Below are 22,098 nucleotides of genomic sequence, written 5' to 3' on the forward strand. Positions count from 1 at the left end.
ATCATTTCCACTACATTTTTTTCTTGTTCAACATCACCCAGAACTCACGACCAAACAATAGCAAACCGCCTACGATCATGAGAACCGCAAATGAATATCCACCGTACATGGCGAGAATCTCTTGAAACCAACGTGGTTTGCGGAAAAACAGCACCATCAAAGACCCTCCCACAATCAGAAGTAATCCAAACGATATGCCTCTCTCCCAGACCATCATTGCATCTCTTGTAGAACGTTCATTGGTTATCGGCTTGTCCGAAGTTGCCTGGGTCACTGCTCTACGTCTGCGCATCATGACCCAATCTGCAGATTGCAACACATCATATACATTGTAAAAGTAAATAACCGGGATACACAAAGCCAGCAAGATGAGCAATGGCACATTGATCTGTATTCCAATGGATGAGAAGTACAACACTGCTGACAGATCAAGCAAAACAAGCAGCATAAAGGTCAAACCCCTCATGTACAATCTCAGATAAATATGACCCAGCCCAGGGATAATGGCACTCAGTAATCCCGCAATAAACTTGTGAGCCCGATTTCTGACCGGTTTGGTCTGAACTGTACGGGTCTTTTTGTTCAATTGACGTCTCCGTTTCATAACATACTCCTCTCTTCTGATCTGACCTTCCGCTCTTCATGCATTTGGTTAGATAGTACCCTAAAGAGCAAGGAGAGTAACTGGAAGAAATATGGATATGATCAAAAACCCTCCGGCACTACTGGCCTGTGGAGGGTTGTAATTCATTTATTCGATCGACACCTTGGTAACGTGTTCCCATTGTCTTAACTTGGATACCAAGCCTACTGTTTCGAAATCATGCGGTACCTGGACATGCAGCACAATCTCAATTTTGCGTTCAACCGATATCATCTCTGCATATGCCAGGTCTTGTTCATTCACAGTAATTTTACGGATCTTGATCTTCTCCTGCTCCATACATGAAGACAGTTGTTCCAGAAAACCGGGTTCTGACAACGTATGAAGTGTAACGACATGCATCTTATTCCCTCGTAAATACCTCAGCTCCAGTTTGTTAAATACCCAGAGATTAAGCAATACCAGGACGGTAGATACGATCGATGCAAAAAAGAATCCCGCACCTGCTGCGAGCCCAATGGCTGCAACAACCCAAATTGAAGCAGCTGTAGTCAGTCCGGTAATGGATTTTCCCGTAAAGAGAATTGTCCCTGCTCCCAGGAATCCGACACCAGTAATTACAGCAGTAGCCAGACGCGCTGGATCGATCCTTACATTTAATTCATTAGCAAAATCTTTAAAACCATAAACAGACAACATCATAATCAGTGCAGAGCCAAGACATACCAGGATATGGGTACGCAAACCGGCAGCATGATTGGACCGTTCCCGCTCCAGGCCTACGAGCCCTCCAAGCAGCATAGCCAGCAATAATCGTAATAAAATGTGCCACTCATCAATGAACCAGGGATCGCCCAAAGTCGGTATTCCTCCTCAAGTTGTTAATATTATTAAAGTTTATTCTTGTGAAAAGTAGTTAATTCCACTCCGGGTGCAATCTGTGTGACTTCCACGGGATTAAAACCAAATTTGGTGTACAGATTCACTGCGGGCTGATTCAACGTTCCTGTGGAGACGATATAACGCGGAAGATCCGCATGCTGTTCCAACACATACGTCATCAAAGATGCCGCAATTCCCTTGCGAAAGTGATCCGGGTGCACCATCATTCGTGTAATGGTCAGTGTATTCTCCTCTTCCTCTGCTACAGCGACAGCTCCGATAAGCTCTCCGTCACCATGGATACAACCATAAAAACGCTCTCCACAATCCCGAAGTGTCTCCATCGTATCCATCAAAGGAGGAATCTCCTGAAATCCGATGATTTCAGCTTCCAATCGATAAGCTACATGTTGAAGTCTCCATAACTGTCCCAACGTCTCCAGATCACGTAATGACAATGATTGAATGTTCATATCCGTTCCCCCGTCTGAATTACTTCGTCTCTTTCATAACAAAAAGAGGCTGTCACAGGGACGAGCCTCTTTCTGTCCGGCCTCACCGGAAGGATTAGCGGTTCAGTACATCTGCAAGCAGTTGGTTGGCGAGGGCGGGATTCGCCTTGCCTTTACTTTCTTTCATAACTTGACCAACGAGGAAACCAATGGCTTTCTGTTTACCAGCCTTATAATCTTCCACAGATTGAGGATTGTTCGCCACAACCTGCTCAACGATGGCAAGAATGGCACCTTCATCACTAATCTGCACAAGACCCTTCTCTTCAACGATCTGCTGTGGAAGCTTGCCGCTCTCCAGCATCTCCTTGAATACCGTTTTGGCGATTTTGCTGTTAATGGTGCCCTTCTCCAGCAGTCCGATCATCTCACCCAAGCCTTGACCTGTCAGTGGGACCTGAGTCACCTCAAGATTGCTCGTATTCAGGTAACCCAGCAAGTCGCCCATGATCCAGTTGGATACGGATTTGGCATCCTGAGTGAATTTCAAGCTATCTTCGAAAAGATCAGCTATAGCCTTGGATGAAGTAATAACCTCTGCATCATAGCTAGGCAATCCGTAATCAGCCGTATAACGAGCTTTACGTTCGTCTGGGAGCTCAGGTATGGTAGCCTTGATGCGCTCTTTCCAGGCTTCATCAATATGCAGCTTCACGAGATCCGGGTCCGGGAAATAACGATAGTCATGCGCCTGTTCCTTACCACGCATCGACAGTGTTTTCCCTTGAGCTTCGTCCCAGCGACGCGTCTCCTGAACCACTTCACCGCCATCATCCAGAATTTCAGCTTGGCGATATTGTTCATATTCGAGACCACGTTGAACACCACGGAAGGAGTTCATGTTTTTCAGTTCGGCTCTTGTTCCCAGCTTCTCCTGTCCATGTGGACGCAAACTGATGTTGGCGTCACAACGCAGTGAACCTTCTTCCATCTTCACGTCCGATACATCACAGTACTGCATGATGGCACGCAATTTTTCAAGATACGCACGTGCTTCTTCCGGAGAAGAAATCTCAGGTTCGGATACAATCTCCACCAGTGGTGTACCGACACGGTTGAAGTCCACCAAAGACGCGTATCCGCCATCGATATGTGTAAGCTTCCCTGCATCTTCTTCCAAGTGAAGACGTGTGATGCCAATTCGTTTCGTTTCACCATTCACTTCGATATCAATCCAGCCGTTCTCACCGATTGGTTGATCAAATTGCGAGATCTGATAAGCTTTGGGTGAATCGGGGTAAAAGTAGTTTTTACGGTCAAACTTGCTGACATCAGCAATCGTACAATTCAGGGCCATCGCTGCCTTCATGGCGTAGTCTACCGCCTGACGATTCAGGACAGGCAGTACGCCCGGATGTCCGAGACAGACCGGGCAGGTATGTGTATTCGGCGGAGCTCCAAAAGCTGTGGAGCAGCCGCAGAAAATTTTGGAGTTGGTATGCAACTCCACATGGACTTCAAGTCCAACGACCGTTTCATATTTAGATGCGGACATTTCTATATTCCTCCGTTCCGGGCAGTCTACAGCTGCGGACGCTGCTTGTGGAATTCTGTATTTTGTTCAAACGCATGCGCTACACGCAATACGGTTGTTTCATCAAAGGCTTTACCGATAATCTGCAGGCCAACAGGCAATCCATCCGAGAATCCACATGGAATGCTAACGGCAGGTACACCAGCCAGGTTGACTGGAATCGTCAAAATATCGTTCAGATACATCGTAAGTGGATCATCCACCTGTGAACCCAGTTTGAACGCCGTAGTTGGCGCAGTTGGTCCGATAATGACATCATATTTGGCAAATACATTGTCGAAATCCTGTTTGATCAATGTACGAACTTTCTGTGCTTTCAGATAATAGGCATCATAGTAACCCGAGCTGAGTGCATATGTTCCAAGCATAATGCGTCGTTTCACTTCCGGACCAAACCCTTGACTGCGGGACTGATGATACAGATCCAGCAAGTTATCCGGATTGTCAGCACGTACGCCATAACGCACGCCATCAAATCGTGCCAAGTTGGAAGAAGCCTCTGAAGAAGCCAGCAGGTAATACGTAGCCACCGCATATTCGGTATGCGGAAGGGATACTTCTTCCCATGTTGCCCCGAGCCCTTCAAGAACTTTCAATGCAGACAAAACTGTCTCTTTCACTTGTGGATCGACGCCTTCACCGATGTATTCTTTCGGAACAGCAATACGAAGCCCTTTAACATCACCTGTCAGTCCACTCAAATAATCCGGGATCTCTACTTTTGCAGATGTCGAATCTTTGGCGTCATAACCAGCAATGGCCTGCAATACATAAGCAGAATCTTCAACATTTTTCGTCAAAGGACCAATCTGATCCAGGGATGATGCAAATGCAACCAATCCAAAGCGGGAAACAAGTCCGTACGTTGGCTTCAATCCAACAACACCGCAATACGAAGCAGGCTGTCTGATGGAGCCACCTGTATCTGATCCAAGCGTGAAGTATGCTTCTCCCGCAGCTACAGCTGCTGCAGAACCACCGCTGGAACCTCCTGGAACACGATCAAGTGCCCATGGATTACGTACAGGGGAGAAACTTGAATTCTCATTGGAGCCGCCCATGGCGAATTCGTCCATGTTAAGTTTACCAATAGTTACGGTGTCCGCAGCTTTCAATTTCTCGACAACTGTCGCGTCATACACCGGGTCGAAATTACGAAGGAATTGGCTGCCACACGTCGTGCGCAGTCCGTTCGTAACGATGTTATCCTTAATACCTACAGGCAGACCAAAAAGCAAACCTTTCTCCTCGCCGCTAACCAGACGGTCGTCCAGTTGACGTGCACGAGCGCGTGCTTGTTCTTCATCCAGAGCCAAATATGCCTTAACTTTATCATCATGCGCGCCAATGTTCTGATACGCCTGATCCACCAGATCGCTGACCGACAGTTCTTTGGCATGCAGCTTGTTATGTAACTCAGGCAACGATTGTTCAAATAAACTCACAGTTTTTGTCCTCCTTCCGGTTATCCGTTATTCCATTACAGCAGGCACTTTAAACTGCCCATCTTCTTCTTCCGGTGCATTGCGCATCACCTGTTCAATCGACAGGCTTTCTTTGGTCTCATCTTCACGCATAACATTGCTTACGTGCAGAACGTGAGTGGTGGGCTCGATGTCTTCCGTATCCAGCTCATTCAGCTTTTCTGCATATTTTAAAATCGCGTTCAGCTGACCTGTCAGGGTCTGTTCTTCTTCAGCAGTCAAGTTGAGCCGGGCCAGCTTGGCCACATGCTGAACGTCATTATTCGAAATACTCATTAGCGGATGCCTCCTTCATTCATTCTGATTCCCGAAACGACCTGAAACGAATCGCTCGTTTAACGGGCTAAAGTCTCAAGATAACTTTTTTCATTATAGGTGAGATAGTTCGACAATTCAATGCAAATGACCTGACAGGCTTCCGGGAAGCTGAAATCAAACTTATAAAATAAAAAAGAGCCGGCATCAGCCGACTCTTAAAATTCTAAATCCATGCACGCAGATTAACCTGCTTTATAAAATCCGTCTGTGACATAACATCGTTCGCGGTTTCCTCTTCCTCTTCCACAGCTTGAAAATCTCCGTTCATCAGATGATGAAACAGCTTCTCATTGTGTGTCGCAAGGGCGTAATCTATCAACGCTTCTCGCTCGACCCGCTCAGCTTCCTGCTTCAGCAGAACCTCTTCCAGATCGACGTCGCCGGATGGAACAAAAAAGTTCCGGTTTACCTGCGGCACTCGAAGCACGTAATCGAACGCATTGTCCGGATTCCGGTCATAAGCGATGATGAAACCATATTCCCCCACAGGAAGATTCTGCTCAAACGCATCCGCGACGATGACAACCTTCTCTCCTAATCGCAGCATCGTCTAACCTCCTGGTAGTCTATCATTAATATTTATTTGTATAGTCTACTAGAAAAGAATAACGATGTCTAGGAATACTAGAATTAAACAACATATTTGTGCAAAATCTTTTTTTCCATTTTTAAAATGATGTTATTTCGGATTACGTGCACCTGGCTTGCGCTGTGATCGAATCACGACAAACCAGTATATAATGAGCGGCGTGGGAAATCCCGTGATGCCCCATAATCCCCATAACCAAGGGAAACGTCCACGTCTGCGTGCGTCCTGAAAGATCCATGTGCCCTGAACCAGAAGAAAAATGCCAAGCAATGTAAGCCATAGTGGAGAAACCTCATCCAACGAATAATGCATTTTATTCATGATGAACCTCCTTCCGGCGCCGTCCAGCCCAAATCACAACCAAAATCACCGCAACAGCTGTACCAAGAGCCTGGATTCCCAGGTATAGAGCTGGAGCAGATACAAAAAATAATGCCCCGAAGGTAATCGCAAGCAATCCAACCAACCAGAAACATATAATCTCAATCCAATTGGCTCGACGTCTAATCTGTTTACGTTCCCTGACTTGAGCTTCAAGTGAACCCAAGGAAGGAATACTTGTCGGCTCAAATGCATCATCCAGCACTTTCATGTGTTGCTGCAATCGTTCTACAACTTCTTGTTCTTGTGCATCATCTGATCTGCTCATCCTTATTCCAGCTCCTTTCTTAACTGACGGAGACCATAAGCTGTGCGTGACTTCACCGTTCCCGCAGGAATACCCAGCATTTCCCCGATCTCGTCATATCCGTATCCATAATAATGCTTCAGTAGCACTGCAACACGATGTTCGGGTGTCAGTCTTGTCATCGCATCCATGACATCTGTCCATTCTTCATTCCGAGTCTCAAGCTGCCAACGGAATCGACGTACGGCCTGATCCCGGATGAGAGCAAGCCAGTTCTGTTCTCTCTTCTTACGTCTTGTCTTATCGATATAGATGCGGGTCGCAATGGTGATCATCCATGATGAAAAGGCAGACGTGCCATCATATCGATGGATATTTTCCATACAACGAATCATCGTATCCTGCACCGTCTCTTCTGCGAGGTTAGCGTCCATTGTCACTTTCACAAGATACTTATACACAAACGTGTAGTGACGTTGCAACAACGCTGCGAGTGCGCTATCGTCTCCCGATACTGCTCTGCGTACCTCTTCCAGCTCAGCTGCCTTTATCATGAAATCACCTTCTTCCCGTTCAATCTGGAGTTAATACGACAGGCTCTGCAAAAACGTTCAATGAAATTTAAAAAAAAATTAAACCCGACAATTTCCCAGGCAATCAGACTTGATTCCGGTAATCCTGCAGCTTGTCGAACCACGGTTGGTTGCGGGCTCCGTTTTTTAAAACACGGCTTGTCCATATATTCTGCTGAGACTTTATCACTTCATTGGCCAAGCCAGGGTTATGTATTAAAGCTTGCTCAGTACCCGTTTCTCTTTTCCCACTTTCCAATATACGACGGTTTTCTTCAATGATCGGATACTCGACACGCTGATTCAACGGAATAACTCTTGGTTTCTCCACTTTGATATTCCCCACTCTCATGATCTACTATTTCTTAAATTTATTATTTCTAAATCAATCTCTATTTGCTGCTAACTTGCTATTGGTCTCAAACTGGCTTGTGATGAAGCGCATCTTACATCTCTATGTAGCGTAAAAAAGGCTAATTCTGCGATAAAAAGGGGCTGAAAACAAAAAAAGAACGCAAACCGGGTATAGACCACAGTCTGCGTGCTTCGCGAGGTTGGGTGTTTCTTGGTAATGCTTCAGTTAGATGATGCCTTAACGCTTGTAACAACTAATTGCTATTCTAATGAAAAAGTTGTCACTTGTCCAGACTTTCTTCACGTATCATGTCGGATTATCTTGCGGACACGTAAGGATTGTTCTGTTTCTCATAACCAATGGTCGTTTTGGGACCATGACCTGGATATACTTTAACCTCATCAGCAAAGGTGTAAAGCTTGTTCTGGATTGAATCAATCAGATCCCGTTCACGCCCTCCTGTCAGGTCCGTTCTGCCCACACCCATGCGGAACAGCACATCACCCGCAAACAGGTCGTTATCACAAAGCAAACTTACACTGCCTGGGGAATGTCCAGGTGTATGGAACACTTTAAACGTATGACCAATCAGATTCAGCTTCTGCCCTTCGTCCATGGCATATTCAGCAGGATCTGTCGAAAGCGGTGGTGTCGCCTGCGGCCAATTCAAAGATCCATTTAATTTCGGGGTGGTGAGCCAGTCACTCTCCAAGTCATGAAGATAAACGGGACATCCCTTCAATTTGCGGATCTCATCTACCCCGCCCATATGATCAAAGTGAGCATGAGTGAGGAGAATGGCTTCGATCTCCAAGTCTTGGATCGCCTTAAGCAGCGGCCCTGGATTCATGCCCGGATCAATAATGACGGCTTTGCCCGGATCATCTCCTTGTAGGAGATACGCATTGGTCTGAAGCGGGCCTAGTGTAAACGTACGAATGTTAAGCATATCGGCTTAGTAACCCGAAATCAGTTCACGCAGCTCACGGATAATGGCCGCATGTGACTCCGTTCCTTCCCCATAACGTTTACCAATCTCTTGACGCGCTACAGCCAAATTTTCTTGATAATCTGCTGCTTCACGATCCGGATTAAGGCGTTTGAATTCAATCATGACTTCCTGTACATGCTGCGGACGAGGTCCCCACTGACCTAACACATGACCACCTGTATCTGCAAAAATAACGACTGGCACGGAACGGCCACCCATCGTCAGGAACTCATCCATCACTTCCGGATGGTTCTCCATAATCAGAACTTCTGTTGGGATTCCTGAAATTTCAAGCGCCTGGAACACAACCGGAATATTACGGACAACATCCCCGCACCAGTCCGCAGCCAGAATTAACACACGCAGATCATCGCGATGGTTCAGACTCTCAAAAAACTCACGATCCTCTTCGTTCGACCAAGTAAAGCTATCATAATTGGCCTGGAATTCACTTTGGTTCTTGGTCATACTCTCGATAAAATCTTTCGGTGGCAGACCTTTACCGAATTTGTGAGACAAGTTGGGTTTACCCATGACTAGACACTTCCTTTCTTTTTACGAACATTCATCCATTTAATAAGTACATAAACGATCATAAGGGCGAGAGCGACAAGCAAAATAGGCATAACATATGGTGCCGCTTTCTCATCAATATGCTCCCATTGATCTCCAAGAATCATCCCTAAATATATAAACAATGCAGTCCAAGGTATAACAGCGAGTGTAGTAAGCAAGATGAATTTGCCTGTGTGCATTTTCGTGATGCCAGCCGGGATGGAGATCGCATGTCTTACCACCGGAACAAAACGCGCTGTGAAAATGACACCTGTACCATACTTGCGAAACCACTCCTCGGAATGGTCGATGTGTTTTTTCTGGATGAGTATGTATTTACCGTAGCGTTCAAGTACAGGTCTGCCGCCATAACGGCCAATCCAGTAAATAAATAACTGGGCAATCACACCGCCCACCGTACCAAAAATCATAGCACCGAAGAAGTTGATATTACCTTGTGAAACGAGAAAACCTCCATACGCCAGCACAATTTCGCTTGGGATAACTTCCAACATTAATCCAAGCATGATTCCAAAGTACCCAAGACTTTGAATCCAATCGAACAATTGGACAACAAGGTTATGAATAAAGTCCATCTCAACCCTCTTTCTCCATCCTGATTGGCGGTGCCCCTCCGCACCATGGATGTTCGTCCCTATTTTATCACAGGGCTGTGGACGTTGCTACTTCAAGAGGTTGGGATAGTGTCCCGTTCGCAGCAGTGCGCATATGGTATGGGGAGAGGAGCGTGAGAAGATGTCGCACAAATCAATACCCGGTTCTCCGCCGGTCAAACATACGCAATCCGGTCAAAACCTTCCTTCCGCCAGAGGAATTCGCAGAGCATGCAGCAAGGAATTGTACCGGACAGTCAAAAGGCTAAAAGTATATGTCTCTCCCGAACGGATGAAGCAGGCGGAAGAATATTATTACGGTAAGGTGATCACAAATCTGCTCTGGATTGGTGAGAATCGCGACAACCGCAAGAAATTATGTGAGTGGTGGAACACGGATGTCAGTGCGGAGATCGCCGCGATGTGGGAAGTAGAAGTTGAACCATTAAAAGATGCGTTTCAGCATGCATTTGGCGGTTATCGTCTTTAGATATGGAGGAATGAGGCGGGTAGCTATGTCTTCAAACCTACTGAACGACGCAGCCGAGCTGAAGCGAATCTGAACATGTTAGGAATAGCCAAGGAGGGCACTGTGTCCTTAACGTGTGATGTTAATGCCTTCTTCACGTACGAGCAAGCGATAGAGACAACATAAAATGCGAATTTCTCCCTTCCGATGTAAAGCTTCGCTCCAGGTGGAATTCAGGGTCGTCCTCTGGCTTGCGGATCGAGCAGAGCATGGAGCCGACCACCACAGGGGCATGAACATAAGCTGTGAGTATGAATATGAGCTGGAAAGTATGAACATAAACACCGAGTAATTTTTCATACTCAAGCCCACGAGCGGTAACGAATCTGAGGCGTCTTAATCAAGGATTTGAAGCAATTTTAGAAATCTAAGGAATCTGAGACACGTTATCTCGGGATTTTTGGCCTTTTTAACTTTTTTGTTAAGGAGTTTCGGGAAATAACGTGTCTGATGTTCCTTAGAATTTAAAAGGAGAGTGGAAAGCCAAATAAGACGTTCTGTGTTCCTTAGAAAATCGTATATCCATCCGCCAGAAGCAGCCAGCTTGGACTTCCAGACTTTTGGACGCTGACATCCATCATCATATAACTTGGGTAAACGTCAAGACCCAGCAGTGATTCAAGGGCTTCGCTTGGTCAACTCTGGAGTAAAAGGAGGAGAAGAACCCGAAGCAAGCCTACGCAGGTTCTCTCCATAGCCTGGAGCATGTTTTTCCATTACAAAACGACGATCATTACGAACGTCCCCTGCTCCCACTTCCTCAGCCAGCAGTTGATACCGTTCATACATCTGGACACCAGTGGCGGCAGTCTGTCGGGCTCGATCTCTATATCCTGCCTTCCATTCCCGCCGCGCTGCCTGCTCCATCCAATACAAAGCCGTGGATTGGCCAAGGCCATCATACCGATTCAATGCGATCGCTTGTTCAAAATATCCTCCTGCCTGCTGTCCTTCGCCGAATTGGGCTGCCAATCGTCCCAGTTCAATGTAAATCTGAGGGTGCATCGGGGAATGGGACAAGCTGTTTAAAAGGAGTGATTCTGCTTCTCGTCCCGGAAGAGATCGTGCAAAGGATATCACGATATCCGGTCGATTCGGGTTAGACTGAAGGGCAGCCATAAAATGCACCTTCTGTGCTGGAGTGCCATCCAGTTCAGACATCGCCTGACGGTACTGCACTTCTGCTACAGCGTATCGGGAGGTCAGCCAGACTGTTCCAACAAGGCAGAAAAGGATGATCATCACTGTGGATACCCTTATTAGCCGAGCAGTTACTCGCTGAAGATTATGAAAGAAGGAACGCATCGGGACAGCTGATGGGTGGGATTGGGTTGGTAAATATCGCAAGAAAAGAGATCTGGATCTCGATTTAGATCTCGATTTAGATCCCGATTTGGATCTGATGGGAGTATATTTCACAGTTACGCTGGATCGCTGGACCCCCTCTGTTTCCGTCTTCAATGCGACTGCCCAAGCACCGAGCCAGATGAAGAGCATCCAAAATAATGTGAAGCTCCAGTCAAAGTCCATCGCCCCATGCAGGCCAAAAACAAGCACGGATGGCATGAGCTGCGGTGCAAAATGAAAGATGCTTCGCAGGGTGAGGAGAAACCACCCTGTGACAAGCAGGATGCCGATCATGCCCGTGTCCAGGGCGAGATCGAGCAGGCCGTTGTGAACCTCGCCTCCGACATAAGGCGAGGATTGAATGGCGCGGAACATGTTGCGCCATGTATCTCCCCCGTGGCCAAGCCATGCGGCCTCGGTCCACAGCTGGAGGGCGTCCCGCCACATCTGTAGGCGGGACACCCCAGTGCCGACACCCGCCGCGAGGCGATCGGCGGTGGAGGCCACGGCCATCAGTGCGGCGGCGGCTCCCGCCAGCACGATGGCCGTCAAAGCAGCGGCGCGCGGAGCCTTGGCGGCGCCGCTGTGCCATAGACGGCACAGCAGCAGCGTGCCGAGCAGCGCAGCTGCCCATGCCCCGGCCAGTGCCAGCAGGCCGGGCACGGGTGCAGGCGCCAGCTGGGCAGCAGCCAGCTGGCGGTACAGCCAGGCCGCGCACGCCAGTGGCGCGGCCGTGGCCAGCAGCAGCGGCAGGCGGGCTCCGCGCCGCTGCAAAGCAAAGGCGGCGACCGCGGCGCAGCCGGTCGCCAGCCAAGCGCCGCGCGACTCGCTCAGCAGGAGCGCGGCTTGCGCAGGCATGAGCGGCAGCACTGCCGCGATGAGTCGCCCGGCCGGCACAGGCCGGGCTATGACTCGCGCGGCCGGCACAGGCCGGGCTATGACTCGCGCGGCCGGCACAGGCCGGGCTATGACTCGCGCGGCGGCTGTCAGCCGCTCCAGTGCGTACATGCCAACAACGGCACCGTACGCATTCGGGTACTGCAATAATCCGCCGAGCCTTGCTCCGGCGGAGCTGATCTCGGGGTCAGCAGTCCGCATCACCCCGAAGGGCAGTGGCAATATCCCGCACACGGCAAGGATGCCGCTTAGCACAAGCAAGCCGCCTGCCATCTGCCAACCGCAGGCTAACCAACGCGCACCATCCGTGCGCGCAGCCAGTAATGCGGTGAGCAGAGTAAATAGCGCAAGCAGGCTCCACCGCAGCATCTCATCCATGCTGCCCTGTTTACTCACAGAGCCTGCCCACGCATGTACCCCAAAACATGTCATCATCCCCAGCGGCCACAATACCCACCACATCCCCGGGATTCGAATCATTCGCCAAACCATTCGTTCATTGTTCCCTAGCCAATGTACCGGTGACAGAGGTACTTGTTTTCTTCCTTGCTCCTGCTCTTGCTCTTTCTCTAGACGAATACCGACAAGAAATAGCACAATCATGATCAATATGCTTCCTGCTGCGATCAAAAGGACAGGATACAGATCAGCCGAATAGTACAGTCCCCGACTCAGACATCCTGCAAGCAGCAAGACAATGGAGAGTATGCCTAACCCAACAGTCCACCCCGATCCTGAATAACGTTTACACCTCAAACTTTGAGAAAAACTCCCTGACGCATCGGTCTGGATAGCTCCACTTGAATTATTTTTATCATCCTTTTTATACGTATCATCTTTTTTATACATATGATCTTTGTTGTATGTATCTTCCCTATTATATGTACTGTCTCTACTGCCCCTACTGTCCCCATTACATAAGTCCCTGTTATCTACATATTCTGTATTCCTTACAACTCCCTTATCCATTGTCCTATTCTTCATCCTTATACACCCTCCTTCCTTCCACCGCTCCGTATGCATAACAAAAAGACAGAAGATCCCGATAACGGGTCCTTCTGCCTGATATACATCTGACAGTTATGGTGTGGCTTGCTACGAAGTATGTGCATTGAATATCATTTTACATTCAGAGACCCTAGTTGCAGTATGTCCCTGGATTGTCATTGGCACACTCAGCTAAGGTCGCAATTTGCGGAATCTTGAACGGTTTCTTTGCTCGATTTTGATTTCCCGCCGGCCTGCTTGCCATCGCCAGGAAGCAAATCGGCACAAGCCCGCTCCAAATATGGATCGGCATGAATGAAATCACGGAAAGCCGTATATTCATTCCACATCTCCGTCACTTCGCCGGCCTGACCGCGAACAGCACGAATCAATATGTTTTTAGGCGTATTCTCCATATCGATGAATTCAAGCAATTGTGTCTTGTATCCCATCAGATCAAGCAACTTGGCACGAATCCCATCCGTAGCCAGTGCGGAAAAACGTTCCTTGAGGATGCCATGGGACAACAATGGATTCATCACGGAGGCCTCTACTTGATCAAACAGTTCATGCTGACAGCAAGGAACAGACAGAATAACAGAAGCCCCCCAACGAACTGCCTTCTCCAAAGCAGCATCGGTGGCTGTATCACAGGCATGCAGCGTGACAACCATATCCACTTCGTTCAATTCATCGTAGTCCGCGATGTCTCCAACCAAAAACTTCAGATCGCCATAATGCAATCGATTAGCCAGATCATTACAGTGTTCAATGACATCTGCCTTCAAGTCCAACCCAATAATCTTGAGTGAACGACGTTGTTGTACAGACAGATAATGATATAACGCAAATGTCAGATAAGACTTGCCGCAACCAAAGTCAACGATGGTCAGTGGACGTCCTTCCGGCAGATGTGGAATGACATCCTGCACCATTTCGAGGAAACGGTTGATCTGTCTGAACTTGTCATACTTGCGGGCCAGCACACGACCTTCTTCGTTCATAATGCCAAGTTCAACGAGGAACGATACAGGTACGCCTTCTTCTAATACATATTGCTTCTTGCGATTATGCGACAGATCCACCGCAGTTTTGGAAGCAGATTTGGTCAGAATGGATACTTTATATTTTTTGCTGATCAAAATTTGATAGTCTGCCTCGGTCGTACAGAGCAGCCCTTGACGAAACGTCTCTTCGCATAACAAAGTCATGCGCTCAGCCGCTTCAGCCGGAGTCAAATTCTCGTGCAGCACTTTGTTGTTATAATGAAATGCAAATTGATAATGCAGCTGATTCTTCAGTGTCACCGGCTTGACTTGCACTTTGGTATACGAGACATTGTCCCGTCTGCGCAGCTGGCTCCAGGTCGCTGTAATCAGCGAATTCTGTTCAAAGATGTCTTGTATAAGCTTTCGCAATGAATCCACGGGGTACATCTCACTTTCGGTTTGGTTTGGTCAACCGTTACCATACCACAATTCCGTTCCCTCTCCAAGTAAAGGCATGTAACAGGCCTTGATCCTATCCATATTTAGGAGTTCATCTCTTGACGACTTAGTTCAGCTAACCCCTCTTCAACTTCGGTAAGCGGCAAACCACCGTGCTCCAGCTGTTCATCTGTGAGTTGGCTCAACCTTTCATAGAATGCCTGTACATCATCTCGGTAGCTCACCGGGAATTCATCACCAAGCTGGAGCAATCTGTACCAACTGTTCTCTGCTTGGTCGTAACGTCCTTGTTGTTCACGATAGAGGGCAAGCTGTCTTTCAGTCCGGGCAGGAAGTACATATTCTTTCGTGAGCCCCAATACACCCTCCACCCGTTCCGGTGCATTCAATAACTGGGGATTGGCGCCATGATTCAATGCATACAGGTAAAAATGAAGTGATCTCATCAATCGAATGACAGCCTCATCCTCTGCGTCCATTCTCTCCTGATCATCTATGCCTTCCACTTTGGCCTTCTCTTGATAAATGTAAGCCTCTTCTTCAATCAGCCTCGCGGCCTGCTGCAGATTGTCTACCTCAATCATTCCGCGAAAACGGAACATTTCAATAACATCCTCCGCTGGCAATGAATTCAGTAGAGATAAGTTCAACCCAAACTGCCTGCGCATCAGCTCATCCAACTCAGACAATGCCTCGGTATGCTTACGCTGCTGTTTGAGCGTGAACACTTTGCCAATTGCTTCAGTCATTTCCTCCATCATGCGGAGCAGATAATCTTTTCTGAACATGCTGTATGCCCCCTCATCCTTCGACCCTATACATCCAATCGTTCTCATATCGTTCCTTTATATTTATTCTAATTCATGCCATGACAAAAAGCCAAAAACAAGACACGCGTGTCTTTGCTCTGGCCATGAACACACTAAACCCCTGCCTATCCCAAAGGGACGTGGCAGGGGCTCGGTTGAAATGGAACTGGTTACTCCTCCTCCACAAGAGGTAGAATCATCCAGAAACCAAACTATATTCTAGGACGTGTCTCAAAACTCGCTGAAGTGCATCTTTTACCGCCTTTTCGCCCCATGCTACGTCACTTCCCCTTGACGTGCCCCGGCACGCCTGCGGAAAACTTCCTTGCTTGGAACGAAAAATTCAGTAAAATCTACTTCCTTCGGAGTTTTCAGACATGCCCTAATGATATCAACATAAATCACTTCATCAATTATTTTGATAATCCAGCCATAAATTGTTTAATGACCTGAATTAACTCTTCAGGAGCTTCATACATGCTCATATGACCCGCACCCGCAATCACGGCTTGTACGATATGTGGCTTGTCACTTGTAAATGTACGTTCTGGCGGGATAACAGCATCCTTCTCTCCTGCAACCAGCAATACAGGTAAAGGTGTAGCCGATAACACATCGCGGCGATCCGGGCGTTCCCGCATAGCAAGTGCAGCACCAACAGCACCTTGAGGAGCAGTCTGGTAACCGATTTCCTTCACACGTGTTACATGCTTAGATAGCGATTCCACATGTTTCGGTGCAAACAGTCCGGGAACCAGTCCATCTACAAAATTTACGATCCCTTCGGTCTGAATGGTGGATACAGCGCGCAGGCGTTTCTCCTTGGCTTCTTCACTGTCCGGATAGGCTGTCGAATGGATCAGACCAAATGCATTCAAACGCTCCGGGTGACGTTGTGCAATCGAGAGCGCAATGTATCCCCCCATCGAGTGTCCCAGAAGGACCGCTTTTTCCACATTCAACTCATCCATCAACTGTAATACATCGTTGCCCATCTGTTCGATGGTATAACTTCCTACAGGTGCATCTGTTTTTCCGTGTCCACGCAGATCAGGTACGATACAGCGATAGCTGCGTGCCAGTTCAGGTACGACCTCATCCCAATACGATGAACTGCCACAGTATCCGTGGAGCAAAATGAGTGCTTCTCCCTTACCTTGTTCGGCATAACAAATCGTCGTTCCATCACACATCACTTTTTCCATATAAATCCCTCTCTCTGCGCGAATGATATAATTCAGGTTGTATATTATTAAGCCTACATATCATGAATGAAACGTTTGTCTCCATTTCCATGCTTCAATTGCGGCGTCTGCAATCGTTCGGGACATCCCCATGACCAAGTGAAGCGAGGTCATCTGCAAAATGGAATAGGGCCTTGGTCCATTTGCATTAACCACAGCTGCTACACTGTATTGTCCAACAGGGGGTAGCTTGCCTCCGACCGATTGGGCGGGAATGAGTGGGTTATTCGAGAGATAGTATGTACCTACCGCATGCTTTGGACCCAGACATGCATCAATCGCTATGATGGCATGGTGTGCAGGAATAAGTGCCAATTTCTTTTCCAGCGTATCTGCATCACAAGGGGAAGTCAGCGTGCCAATCACGTTCTCCATTCCACTCTCTTGCAGTAAACTTCCTGTCAGTGGACCCAGAGCATCCCCGGTGGAACGATCCGTACCAATGCAGACAAACGTGATTTCAGCTGGAGAATGAAGTTGAATGATGTTTTTGAAAAATAAGACCAGATTCCCTGCAGGCACGCCTTTGCGGACTTCCCTTCCTTGATGGCGAACCATTTCTCGCTTATACGCTGCCAAGCTGTATTCCCTCCAGTACACTCAAGTTTCCATGAAACCCTGTTGTTGTATCCATCATTGTAACCGATGCTTGGTTTCCCTGCAAAAGCATTAGCCTGAGCGCTTCCAATCATGATACAATAACAAGAGTTTCCGATACGGAAGGGATGAACTTAACGATGGATTTAACACAAGCAACAGCAGCCAATATGGAATATATGATTGAAGCGATCAAAACCAAACTTCGTATGGCAAGCGGTGCCGCCATGCAAGCTTCTTCATTCCCACTTGAGAAATACGAAGATCTGTTTGACCTGTATGAAATGATTCTGAGCAAGGAACATCTCAGTATCTCTGAAGTGGAAGCTGTCGCTTCAGAACTGGGTAACCTTCGTAAATCTTAGCAAAGTGTTGCTTTTGATCATTTGCGACTTCTATGAAGTCCTTTCAAAACCAAGCCTAAAAAGGACCTGTTTCCACATCACCGTGGGAACAGGTCCTTTTTCACATATTCATATTTGAAGGCTATCTTCTACGGAATATATCTCATCCTTAGGGCAGGTCAACCAAAACAAATTCGGCAGGTTCACTGTCTGTGCTTGTGATTTGCAGATCACAGCTTTTGCGAATTCGTGCGGCATCCCCCGGCTTGAGGTTGAAGTTGCCATCTGAACAATGAATCTCTACATGTCCACTGATCAGAAAAAGATGTGTCCGTCGATCTTCGTGTTGCGGGTACATCAACTTTTTCCCGGACTCCAAATGGGACAGGTAACAGGTTACATCCTGAGAAATAGGCAATGCGCCTTCACTTCCCTCGCCCCCTTGCCCGGATACAATCGGACATAGACGATTCAAATGCTCCTGCGGCTCTATTCTCCGATTCGTATAGGAAGGTTTCAGCATACGCTCCGATGGCAAAAACCACATCTGGAGGAAACGTACCGGTTCATCCGCTGACGGATTGGTCTCGGAGTGTTCAACACCCGTACCCGCACTCATCACCTGGACCGTACCTGGTTCAAGCAATTGTTCTGTTCCCATACTATCCGTATGTTTGAGTGTACCTGATATGACATAACTGACAAGTTCAAGATCATGATGTGGATGTTTCTTAAAGCCTTCTTGCGGCATCAGCGTGTTTTCATTATGAGCCAACAGACAGCCAAAATGGGCGTTGCTTGGATCATCATAATCCGCAAAGGAAAAGCTGAATTCACTGTGTATCCAACCTCGATCCGACGTGTGCCTTTCTTCCGATGTCACCACTTTAATCATGTTCATCCACCTCCAAGGGTTTAGAGCTGCCACATTACCGCGGCAGTCCATGCGTGTATATGAATTGTATAGATGAATACCAGTTGGTATGCATCTTTACCCGGGGTCCGGCAACTCTAATCACGCCCCTTCTTAAGGTTATACGCTATCTTCAAGTGAGTGGAGAATGAACTCACTATCTGCATGACCTACAAGGGTACCCGCATCATTTCGGATGTCCGAAGGGAACACTTCAGCCAATCGTGCAATGGTTCTCTCATTGGAATAACCAATCTGTTTCAGGATGGATTGGGTAATGAACGCCCACTCTTCCTCGGAACCATCAAGCACCTTGAAGGTGATTCCCAGTCTTTCTTTTTTCAGACCAAATCCGAATACCCCCTTGAACCCACCCTTCGCTACAATGTTATCGTCTTCCAGCAGCACTGAATCTACACGCTCCGTGCCACCTACCATCAACGGATGTTCATTCATAGCTGATGTTATGGTCTCTACAGCTGTTCTTGTGGAAGGATCAGCAATAAGATCCGGACAAGCAAGCTTCAGATAAGCATTCGACAATGCCGACAACGGCAAAGAAAATACCGGAAAGCCGCAGCCATCCGTCCCAAGCTCAATCTCTTTTTCCTCAATACCTGCCAGGTCGGCAAAGGTTTCAAGAATTTCACGTTGTACCGGATGATCCGGTTCAGCGTAACTGCCCAGATCAACCTGCTTCATCTGACTGTACCCCAGAATTCCCAGATGTTTTCCGGAGCAGTTGTGCAAGATGCGCCGTTTCTCTCCTTGTGCACGTAACCATTGATTACGGCTTTCTTCATTAAGCGGATAGCTTGGTGCACAGATCAGGCATTCTTCTCCCAATCCGATCTTACCGGATAACTGCTCCAGCACCCGAATGTGTTCCGGTTCCGAACGATGCGAGGAGGACATAATGGCAATCTCCTGTGCTGATAGGCCATAGTGACTGGCAATTCCTGCCCGAATACCTGGAATGGCTTGAAAAGGTTTGGCAGATGAGCGAGTGAACGCTCTAAAATGAGGGTCACCAGCCGAGTATACGATTCGGCCATACTCATCCGTAATGCTTATGTGTCCGTAATGGGCGCATTCCATAACGCCTGCACGGTATTCTTTAATTAACAAGGCACTCTCCATGCGAGTTCTCTCCTTTGTGCTCCCGATTTCATCTCTGCTTTGCGTCACGACGCCGCATGGGATATCTTAAATAGTATAGTACAAAAGCGACGTTTTTACAGTTTTTTCGACAGGCATTTCGGGTATAGCTTTATCATCTATGTTCATCTACTACCATAACTGAAGGAGAAACTCATTATGCCCCGCAAAACGTATTCATCAGCCTCATTCAGTTCAACTTCCGGTACGTTATTACGTCCACTCCTCAACTGGGGTTTGGCTGGTCTGGCCCTCAGCGCATCGGTCGTATTCATTCTGGCAGGTCTGGGTGCCTGGTTGGGTGCTGATGTTATTATTCGTCTGGATGATCAAATTCAGCAATTATTTTATCTGAATTCAGATTCACGTCTTCATCTGTTCCCTTACACTGCATTCATAACCGCACTGGGCTCATTCAAAATCTCTGCTGTGGCTGCAGGAGGTTTTGCTCTTCTTTTCTTCATACAACGCAGTCCAAGGTTTGTTATATATGGATATGCGCTCACAGGAAGTTTTGCCATGATGTGGGTTCTGAACACGTTATTGAAGGAATTTTTCAGACGAAGCAGACCGGAACTGGATCATCTGCTGGTCGTTCACGGGTACAGCTTTCCCAGCGGACATGCCATGATCTCCATGGGCTTCTACGGCATGCTCTTTGTAATCTGGGCCATTGAACGACAGCGACATAACTCTTCTAGTGTGTGGCTTCCTGTTCTATGTGGTATCAGTTTTATTTTCTTGATTGGTCTCAGCCGGATCATGTTGGGCGTTCATTATCCTACCGATGTATTTACTGGATTTACTGCTGGATTGGCATGGATCTTCTGCATGGTTAAAGGCATTAAACAAAGCCGCTAAAGAATGAATTCCTCTGATTTCCAGTTCATTCATCCTGATCTTTATTGTTTCACAGGGTTGCACGGGGTTTATATACGAAGTAAGCAAACGCGAACAGACAACATCCTACATCAAGTTTAAAGGAGGCGGTTGTTATGTGGGGCATCATTATCAGCATTGTGATGGCTGTCATCATCGGTTTGATCGGAGATGCACTTGCCGGTCACAACATGCCTGGAGGCATAATCGGTGCAATGATTGCCGGATTTGCCGGAGCCTGGCTGGGAGCACTTTTGCTTGGTAACTGGGGACCAGTTATCGGCAACTTTGCTATCACCCCTGCCATCATTGGTACAGCGCTCTTTGTTTTCTTGCTGGGGCTTGTGTCCAGACTGCTAAGACAGGCTGCCTGATTCGGGCAACAAGGTGTTCGTTGTTTCGTATTTGTTTCTTAATTTGAAGAAGGAGTGATTAGACATGAATAAAGCAGAAGAGCAATATCCTGTACAGACGGGTTCAACTTTCGCAAAAGGTATTTTCATTGGGGGTTTGCTGGGAGCTGCAGCAGCACTACTCTTTGCGCCTAAACCGGGACGTGAATTGCGTGGTGACCTTTCCGAGAAAGTGGGCATCGTTACTGACCGCACCAAAGAAGTGGCAACTGTTGTAAGTGACAAAGCAACTGAACTGGCTAAAACGGTCTCTTCCAAAACTTCCGACATTGCAAAAACGGTAAATCAAGGCCGCAATGATGTAATGGACTCTGTGAGAAAAGCGTCCGCTGATGTGGCTAACGAAGCATCCCGTGCATCTGATGAAGTGGCTGCCGCTTCCGTTGAAGCGAAGGAAGATGCACGTAAAGAACTTAACTCGACCAGCCTGTAAGGCGATACAGATCGAGAGACCAATAGCCAGCTGCACTTCAGCTGGCTATTTTTTATCCAATGCGAGTTGAGGAGGACGAATAATATGAGTAAAGTTACAATCAATGGTAATACTCCAATTACGGGAGGAACACCGACACAGCAGTATGATACAAGCGAGCATCCTTTTGAATTGCGTCATGAGGTAAAACGATTGAACACCCGTCTGGACCAGATTGCGGACAGTCTGGAGAGAGCACAGATCAAGGATATTATTGAGAATTACAGCAGTCCCAAGAAGCGGATCATTACTAACTTTACAGCAGGAATGGCAAGAGGACTCGGCCTAACTGTAGGTACCTTTGTTGTTCTGGGTTTGCTGGCGTTCATTCTCAGTCAATTCGTCAATATGCCGATTGTTGGACAATACATTGCTGATTTACTGGGTTACATTGAAGATTACAAAAACTAAGAGGACTAGCCA

At 47.5% G+C, this 22,098-nt stretch carries 27 protein-coding genes; 6 read left to right on the forward strand and 21 right to left on the reverse strand.

Annotation, left to right across the window (positions count from 1 at the left end; all coding sequences use genetic code 11):
- Positions 1 to 10: 10 nt before the first annotated feature.
- The 14 genes from AC4E8D_RS26290 to uptA all read right to left on the reverse strand — a co-directional run bounded on the left by AC4E8D_RS26290 (position 11) and on the right by uptA (position 9,620).
- Positions 11 to 604, reverse strand: a complete 594-nt coding sequence (locus AC4E8D_RS26290) for a hypothetical protein (protein ID WP_339305610.1) — start codon at positions 602 to 604, stop codon at positions 11 to 13.
- Positions 605 to 751: 147 nt separating this feature from the next.
- Positions 752 to 1,462: an MgtC/SapB family protein gene (locus tag AC4E8D_RS26295; RefSeq protein WP_076212609.1), complete on the reverse strand. Its 711-nt coding sequence runs from the start codon at positions 1,460 to 1,462 to the stop codon at positions 752 to 754.
- Between the two features lie 32 nt (positions 1,463 to 1,494).
- Positions 1,495 to 1,959: a GNAT family N-acetyltransferase gene (locus tag AC4E8D_RS26300; RefSeq protein WP_339305611.1), complete on the reverse strand. Its 465-nt coding sequence runs from the start codon at positions 1,957 to 1,959 to the stop codon at positions 1,495 to 1,497.
- Between the two features lie 94 nt (positions 1,960 to 2,053).
- Entirely contained in the window at positions 2,054 to 3,493 is a 1,440-nt protein-coding gene (gene gatB / locus AC4E8D_RS26305) for an Asp-tRNA(Asn)/Glu-tRNA(Gln) amidotransferase subunit GatB (protein ID WP_221820832.1), read from the reverse strand.
- A 26-nt stretch (positions 3,494 to 3,519) separates the two neighbouring features.
- The gene (gene gatA / locus AC4E8D_RS26310; RefSeq protein ID WP_036667997.1) at positions 3,520 to 4,977 is read right to left on the reverse strand and encodes an Asp-tRNA(Asn)/Glu-tRNA(Gln) amidotransferase subunit GatA; all 1,458 of its coding nucleotides are present in this window, start codon (positions 4,975 to 4,977) and stop codon (positions 3,520 to 3,522) included.
- 27 nt (positions 4,978 to 5,004) lie between these two features.
- Entirely contained in the window at positions 5,005 to 5,292 is a 288-nt protein-coding gene (gene gatC, locus AC4E8D_RS26315; protein WP_036607033.1) for an Asp-tRNA(Asn)/Glu-tRNA(Gln) amidotransferase subunit GatC, read from the reverse strand.
- Positions 5,293 to 5,497: 205 nt separating this feature from the next.
- Positions 5,498 to 5,881: an ATPase gene (locus tag AC4E8D_RS26320; RefSeq protein ID WP_490205378.1), complete on the reverse strand. Its 384-nt coding sequence runs from the start codon at positions 5,879 to 5,881 to the stop codon at positions 5,498 to 5,500.
- 132 nt (positions 5,882 to 6,013) lie between these two features.
- Entirely contained in the window at positions 6,014 to 6,244 is a 231-nt protein-coding gene (locus AC4E8D_RS26325) for a sigmaY antisigma factor component (RefSeq protein ID WP_221820830.1), read from the reverse strand.
- Positions 6,237 to 6,572: a YxlC family protein gene (locus AC4E8D_RS26330; RefSeq protein WP_221820828.1), complete on the reverse strand. Its 336-nt coding sequence runs from the start codon at positions 6,570 to 6,572 to the stop codon at positions 6,237 to 6,239. Before AC4E8D_RS26330 ends, AC4E8D_RS26325 begins: the two co-directional genes overlap by 8 nt.
- 2 nt (positions 6,573 to 6,574) lie before the next feature.
- Positions 6,575 to 7,105 carry an RNA polymerase sigma factor SigY gene (gene sigY / locus AC4E8D_RS26335; RefSeq protein ID WP_076212623.1) on the reverse strand — a complete coding sequence of 177 codons (531 nt, stop codon included), beginning with the start codon at positions 7,103 to 7,105 and terminating at the stop codon, positions 6,575 to 6,577.
- 103 nt (positions 7,106 to 7,208) lie between these two features.
- On the reverse strand, positions 7,209 to 7,454 hold the full coding sequence (locus AC4E8D_RS26340) for a hypothetical protein (RefSeq protein ID WP_221820826.1): 246 nt from the start codon (positions 7,452 to 7,454) through the stop codon (positions 7,209 to 7,211).
- A 340-nt stretch (positions 7,455 to 7,794) separates the two neighbouring features.
- Complete coding sequence (locus AC4E8D_RS26345) at positions 7,795 to 8,427, reverse strand: MBL fold metallo-hydrolase (RefSeq protein ID WP_036607016.1); 633 nt, start codon at positions 8,425 to 8,427, stop codon at positions 7,795 to 7,797.
- A 6-nt stretch (positions 8,428 to 8,433) separates the two neighbouring features.
- Positions 8,434 to 9,003, reverse strand: a complete 570-nt coding sequence (locus AC4E8D_RS26350) for a thioredoxin family protein (RefSeq protein ID WP_017692292.1) — start codon at positions 9,001 to 9,003, stop codon at positions 8,434 to 8,436.
- 2 nt (positions 9,004 to 9,005) lie between these two features.
- Positions 9,006 to 9,620: an undecaprenyl phosphate transporter UptA gene (gene uptA, locus AC4E8D_RS26355; RefSeq protein ID WP_490205379.1), complete on the reverse strand. Its 615-nt coding sequence runs from the start codon at positions 9,618 to 9,620 to the stop codon at positions 9,006 to 9,008.
- A 160-nt stretch (positions 9,621 to 9,780) separates the two neighbouring features.
- Here uptA and AC4E8D_RS26360 point away from each other — a divergent pair, with 160 nt between their 5' ends.
- Entirely contained in the window at positions 9,781 to 10,128 is a 348-nt protein-coding gene (locus AC4E8D_RS26360) for a dehydrogenase (RefSeq protein WP_339305621.1), read from the forward strand.
- 657 nt (positions 10,129 to 10,785) lie between these two features.
- Here the strand turns inward: AC4E8D_RS26360 and AC4E8D_RS26365 are convergent.
- The 5 genes from AC4E8D_RS26365 to yyaC all read right to left on the reverse strand — a co-directional run bounded on the left by AC4E8D_RS26365 (position 10,786) and on the right by yyaC (position 17,478).
- Complete coding sequence (locus AC4E8D_RS26365) at positions 10,786 to 13,380, reverse strand: O-antigen ligase family protein (RefSeq protein ID WP_490205380.1); 2,595 nt, start codon at positions 13,378 to 13,380, stop codon at positions 10,786 to 10,788.
- A 206-nt stretch (positions 13,381 to 13,586) separates the two neighbouring features.
- A complete protein-coding gene (locus tag AC4E8D_RS26370; RefSeq protein WP_221820819.1) occupies positions 13,587 to 14,834 on the reverse strand; it encodes a class I SAM-dependent methyltransferase in 1,248 nt (415 codons plus the stop codon).
- Between the two features lie 95 nt (positions 14,835 to 14,929).
- Entirely contained in the window at positions 14,930 to 15,634 is a 705-nt protein-coding gene (locus tag AC4E8D_RS26375) for a DUF6483 family protein (RefSeq protein ID WP_221820816.1), read from the reverse strand.
- A gap of 434 nt (positions 15,635 to 16,068) precedes the next feature.
- Positions 16,069 to 16,860 (reverse strand): alpha/beta fold hydrolase, encoded by a 792-nt coding sequence (locus tag AC4E8D_RS26380; protein ID WP_221820814.1) that lies wholly within the window; start codon positions 16,858 to 16,860, stop codon positions 16,069 to 16,071.
- Positions 16,861 to 16,920: 60 nt separating this feature from the next.
- The gene (gene yyaC, locus AC4E8D_RS26385; protein WP_221820812.1) at positions 16,921 to 17,478 is read right to left on the reverse strand and encodes a spore protease YyaC; all 558 of its coding nucleotides are present in this window, start codon (positions 17,476 to 17,478) and stop codon (positions 16,921 to 16,923) included.
- Between the two features lie 158 nt (positions 17,479 to 17,636).
- Here yyaC and AC4E8D_RS26390 point away from each other — a divergent pair, with 158 nt between their 5' ends.
- Entirely contained in the window at positions 17,637 to 17,861 is a 225-nt protein-coding gene (locus tag AC4E8D_RS26390; RefSeq protein WP_017692283.1) for a DUF1128 domain-containing protein, read from the forward strand.
- 148 nt (positions 17,862 to 18,009) lie between these two features.
- On the opposite strand, the gene AC4E8D_RS26395 is transcribed toward AC4E8D_RS26390, so the two are convergent.
- Both AC4E8D_RS26395 and AC4E8D_RS26400 read right to left on the reverse strand, forming a co-directional pair.
- Positions 18,010 to 18,735 (reverse strand): pirin family protein, encoded by a 726-nt coding sequence (locus AC4E8D_RS26395; protein ID WP_036607001.1) that lies wholly within the window; start codon positions 18,733 to 18,735, stop codon positions 18,010 to 18,012.
- Positions 18,736 to 18,873: 138 nt separating this feature from the next.
- Entirely contained in the window at positions 18,874 to 19,893 is a 1,020-nt protein-coding gene (locus AC4E8D_RS26400) for an asparaginase (RefSeq protein ID WP_076212644.1), read from the reverse strand.
- A 177-nt stretch (positions 19,894 to 20,070) separates the two neighbouring features.
- On the opposite strand from AC4E8D_RS26400, the gene AC4E8D_RS26405 reads away from it, so the two are divergent.
- The 4 genes from AC4E8D_RS26405 (at position 20,071) to AC4E8D_RS26420 (ending at position 22,086) form a co-directional block, all read left to right on the forward strand.
- Positions 20,071 to 20,772, forward strand: coding sequence for a phosphatase PAP2 family protein (locus AC4E8D_RS26405; protein ID WP_490205381.1), 702 nt, complete (start codon positions 20,071 to 20,073; stop codon positions 20,770 to 20,772).
- Between the two features lie 134 nt (positions 20,773 to 20,906).
- The gene (locus tag AC4E8D_RS26410) at positions 20,907 to 21,164 is read left to right on the forward strand and encodes a GlsB/YeaQ/YmgE family stress response membrane protein (RefSeq protein ID WP_490205382.1); all 258 of its coding nucleotides are present in this window, start codon (positions 20,907 to 20,909) and stop codon (positions 21,162 to 21,164) included.
- A 64-nt stretch (positions 21,165 to 21,228) separates the two neighbouring features.
- On the forward strand, positions 21,229 to 21,636 hold the full coding sequence (locus AC4E8D_RS26415) for a YtxH domain-containing protein (RefSeq protein WP_076212649.1): 408 nt from the start codon (positions 21,229 to 21,231) through the stop codon (positions 21,634 to 21,636).
- 84 nt (positions 21,637 to 21,720) lie between these two features.
- Positions 21,721 to 22,086 carry a DUF5665 domain-containing protein gene (locus AC4E8D_RS26420; protein WP_237178247.1) on the forward strand — a complete coding sequence of 122 codons (366 nt, stop codon included), beginning with the start codon at positions 21,721 to 21,723 and terminating at the stop codon, positions 22,084 to 22,086.
- Positions 22,087 to 22,098: the final 12 nt, after the last annotated feature.

This window comes from Paenibacillus sp. SRL342, assembly GCF_984798905.1.

What these genes read in the sequence shown, in the direction of transcription:
- AC4E8D_RS26290 (WP_339305610.1), bottom strand. Translation starts at nt 604, where the DNA reads ATGAAACGGAGACGTCAATTGAACAAAAAGACCCGTACAGTTCAGACC.
- AC4E8D_RS26300 (WP_339305611.1), bottom strand. Translation starts at nt 1,959, where the DNA reads ATGAACATTCAATCATTGTCATTACGTGATCTGGAGACGTTGGGACAG.
- gatB (WP_221820832.1), bottom strand. Translation starts at nt 3,493, where the DNA reads ATGTCCGCATCTAAATATGAAACGGTCGTTGGACTTGAAGTCCATGTG.
- gatC (WP_036607033.1), bottom strand. Translation starts at nt 5,292, where the DNA reads ATGAGTATTTCGAATAATGACGTTCAGCATGTGGCCAAGCTGGCCCGG.
- AC4E8D_RS26320 (WP_490205378.1), bottom strand. Translation starts at nt 5,881, where the DNA reads ATGCTGCGATTAGGAGAGAAGGTTGTCATCGTCGCGGATGCGTTTGAG.
- AC4E8D_RS26325 (WP_221820830.1), bottom strand. Translation starts at nt 6,244, where the DNA reads ATGAATAAAATGCATTATTCGTTGGATGAGGTTTCTCCACTATGGCTT.
- AC4E8D_RS26330 (WP_221820828.1), bottom strand. Translation starts at nt 6,572, where the DNA reads ATGAGCAGATCAGATGATGCACAAGAACAAGAAGTTGTAGAACGATTG.
- sigY (WP_076212623.1), bottom strand. Translation starts at nt 7,105, where the DNA reads ATGATAAAGGCAGCTGAGCTGGAAGAGGTACGCAGAGCAGTATCGGGA.
- AC4E8D_RS26345 (WP_036607016.1), bottom strand. Translation starts at nt 8,427, where the DNA reads ATGCTTAACATTCGTACGTTTACACTAGGCCCGCTTCAGACCAATGCG.
- AC4E8D_RS26350 (WP_017692292.1), bottom strand. Translation starts at nt 9,003, where the DNA reads ATGGGTAAACCCAACTTGTCTCACAAATTCGGTAAAGGTCTGCCACCG.
- uptA (WP_490205379.1), bottom strand. Translation starts at nt 9,620, where the DNA reads ATGGACTTTATTCATAACCTTGTTGTCCAATTGTTCGATTGGATTCAA.
- AC4E8D_RS26360 (WP_339305621.1), top strand. Translation starts at nt 9,781, where the DNA reads ATGTCGCACAAATCAATACCCGGTTCTCCGCCGGTCAAACATACGCAA.
- AC4E8D_RS26365 (WP_490205380.1), bottom strand. Translation starts at nt 13,380, where the DNA reads ATGGATAAGGGAGTTGTAAGGAATACAGAATATGTAGATAACAGGGAC.
- AC4E8D_RS26370 (WP_221820819.1), bottom strand. Translation starts at nt 14,834, where the DNA reads ATGTACCCCGTGGATTCATTGCGAAAGCTTATACAAGACATCTTTGAA.
- AC4E8D_RS26375 (WP_221820816.1), bottom strand. Translation starts at nt 15,634, where the DNA reads ATGTTCAGAAAAGATTATCTGCTCCGCATGATGGAGGAAATGACTGAA.
- AC4E8D_RS26380 (WP_221820814.1), bottom strand. Translation starts at nt 16,860, where the DNA reads ATGGAAAAAGTGATGTGTGATGGAACGACGATTTGTTATGCCGAACAA.
- AC4E8D_RS26390 (WP_017692283.1), top strand. Translation starts at nt 17,637, where the DNA reads ATGGATTTAACACAAGCAACAGCAGCCAATATGGAATATATGATTGAA.
- AC4E8D_RS26395 (WP_036607001.1), bottom strand. Translation starts at nt 18,735, where the DNA reads ATGATTAAAGTGGTGACATCGGAAGAAAGGCACACGTCGGATCGAGGT.
- AC4E8D_RS26400 (WP_076212644.1), bottom strand. Translation starts at nt 19,893, where the DNA reads ATGGAGAGTGCCTTGTTAATTAAAGAATACCGTGCAGGCGTTATGGAA.
- AC4E8D_RS26405 (WP_490205381.1), top strand. Translation starts at nt 20,071, where the DNA reads ATGCCCCGCAAAACGTATTCATCAGCCTCATTCAGTTCAACTTCCGGT.
- AC4E8D_RS26410 (WP_490205382.1), top strand. Translation starts at nt 20,907, where the DNA reads ATGTGGGGCATCATTATCAGCATTGTGATGGCTGTCATCATCGGTTTG.
- AC4E8D_RS26415 (WP_076212649.1), top strand. Translation starts at nt 21,229, where the DNA reads ATGAATAAAGCAGAAGAGCAATATCCTGTACAGACGGGTTCAACTTTC.
- AC4E8D_RS26420 (WP_237178247.1), top strand. Translation starts at nt 21,721, where the DNA reads ATGAGTAAAGTTACAATCAATGGTAATACTCCAATTACGGGAGGAACA.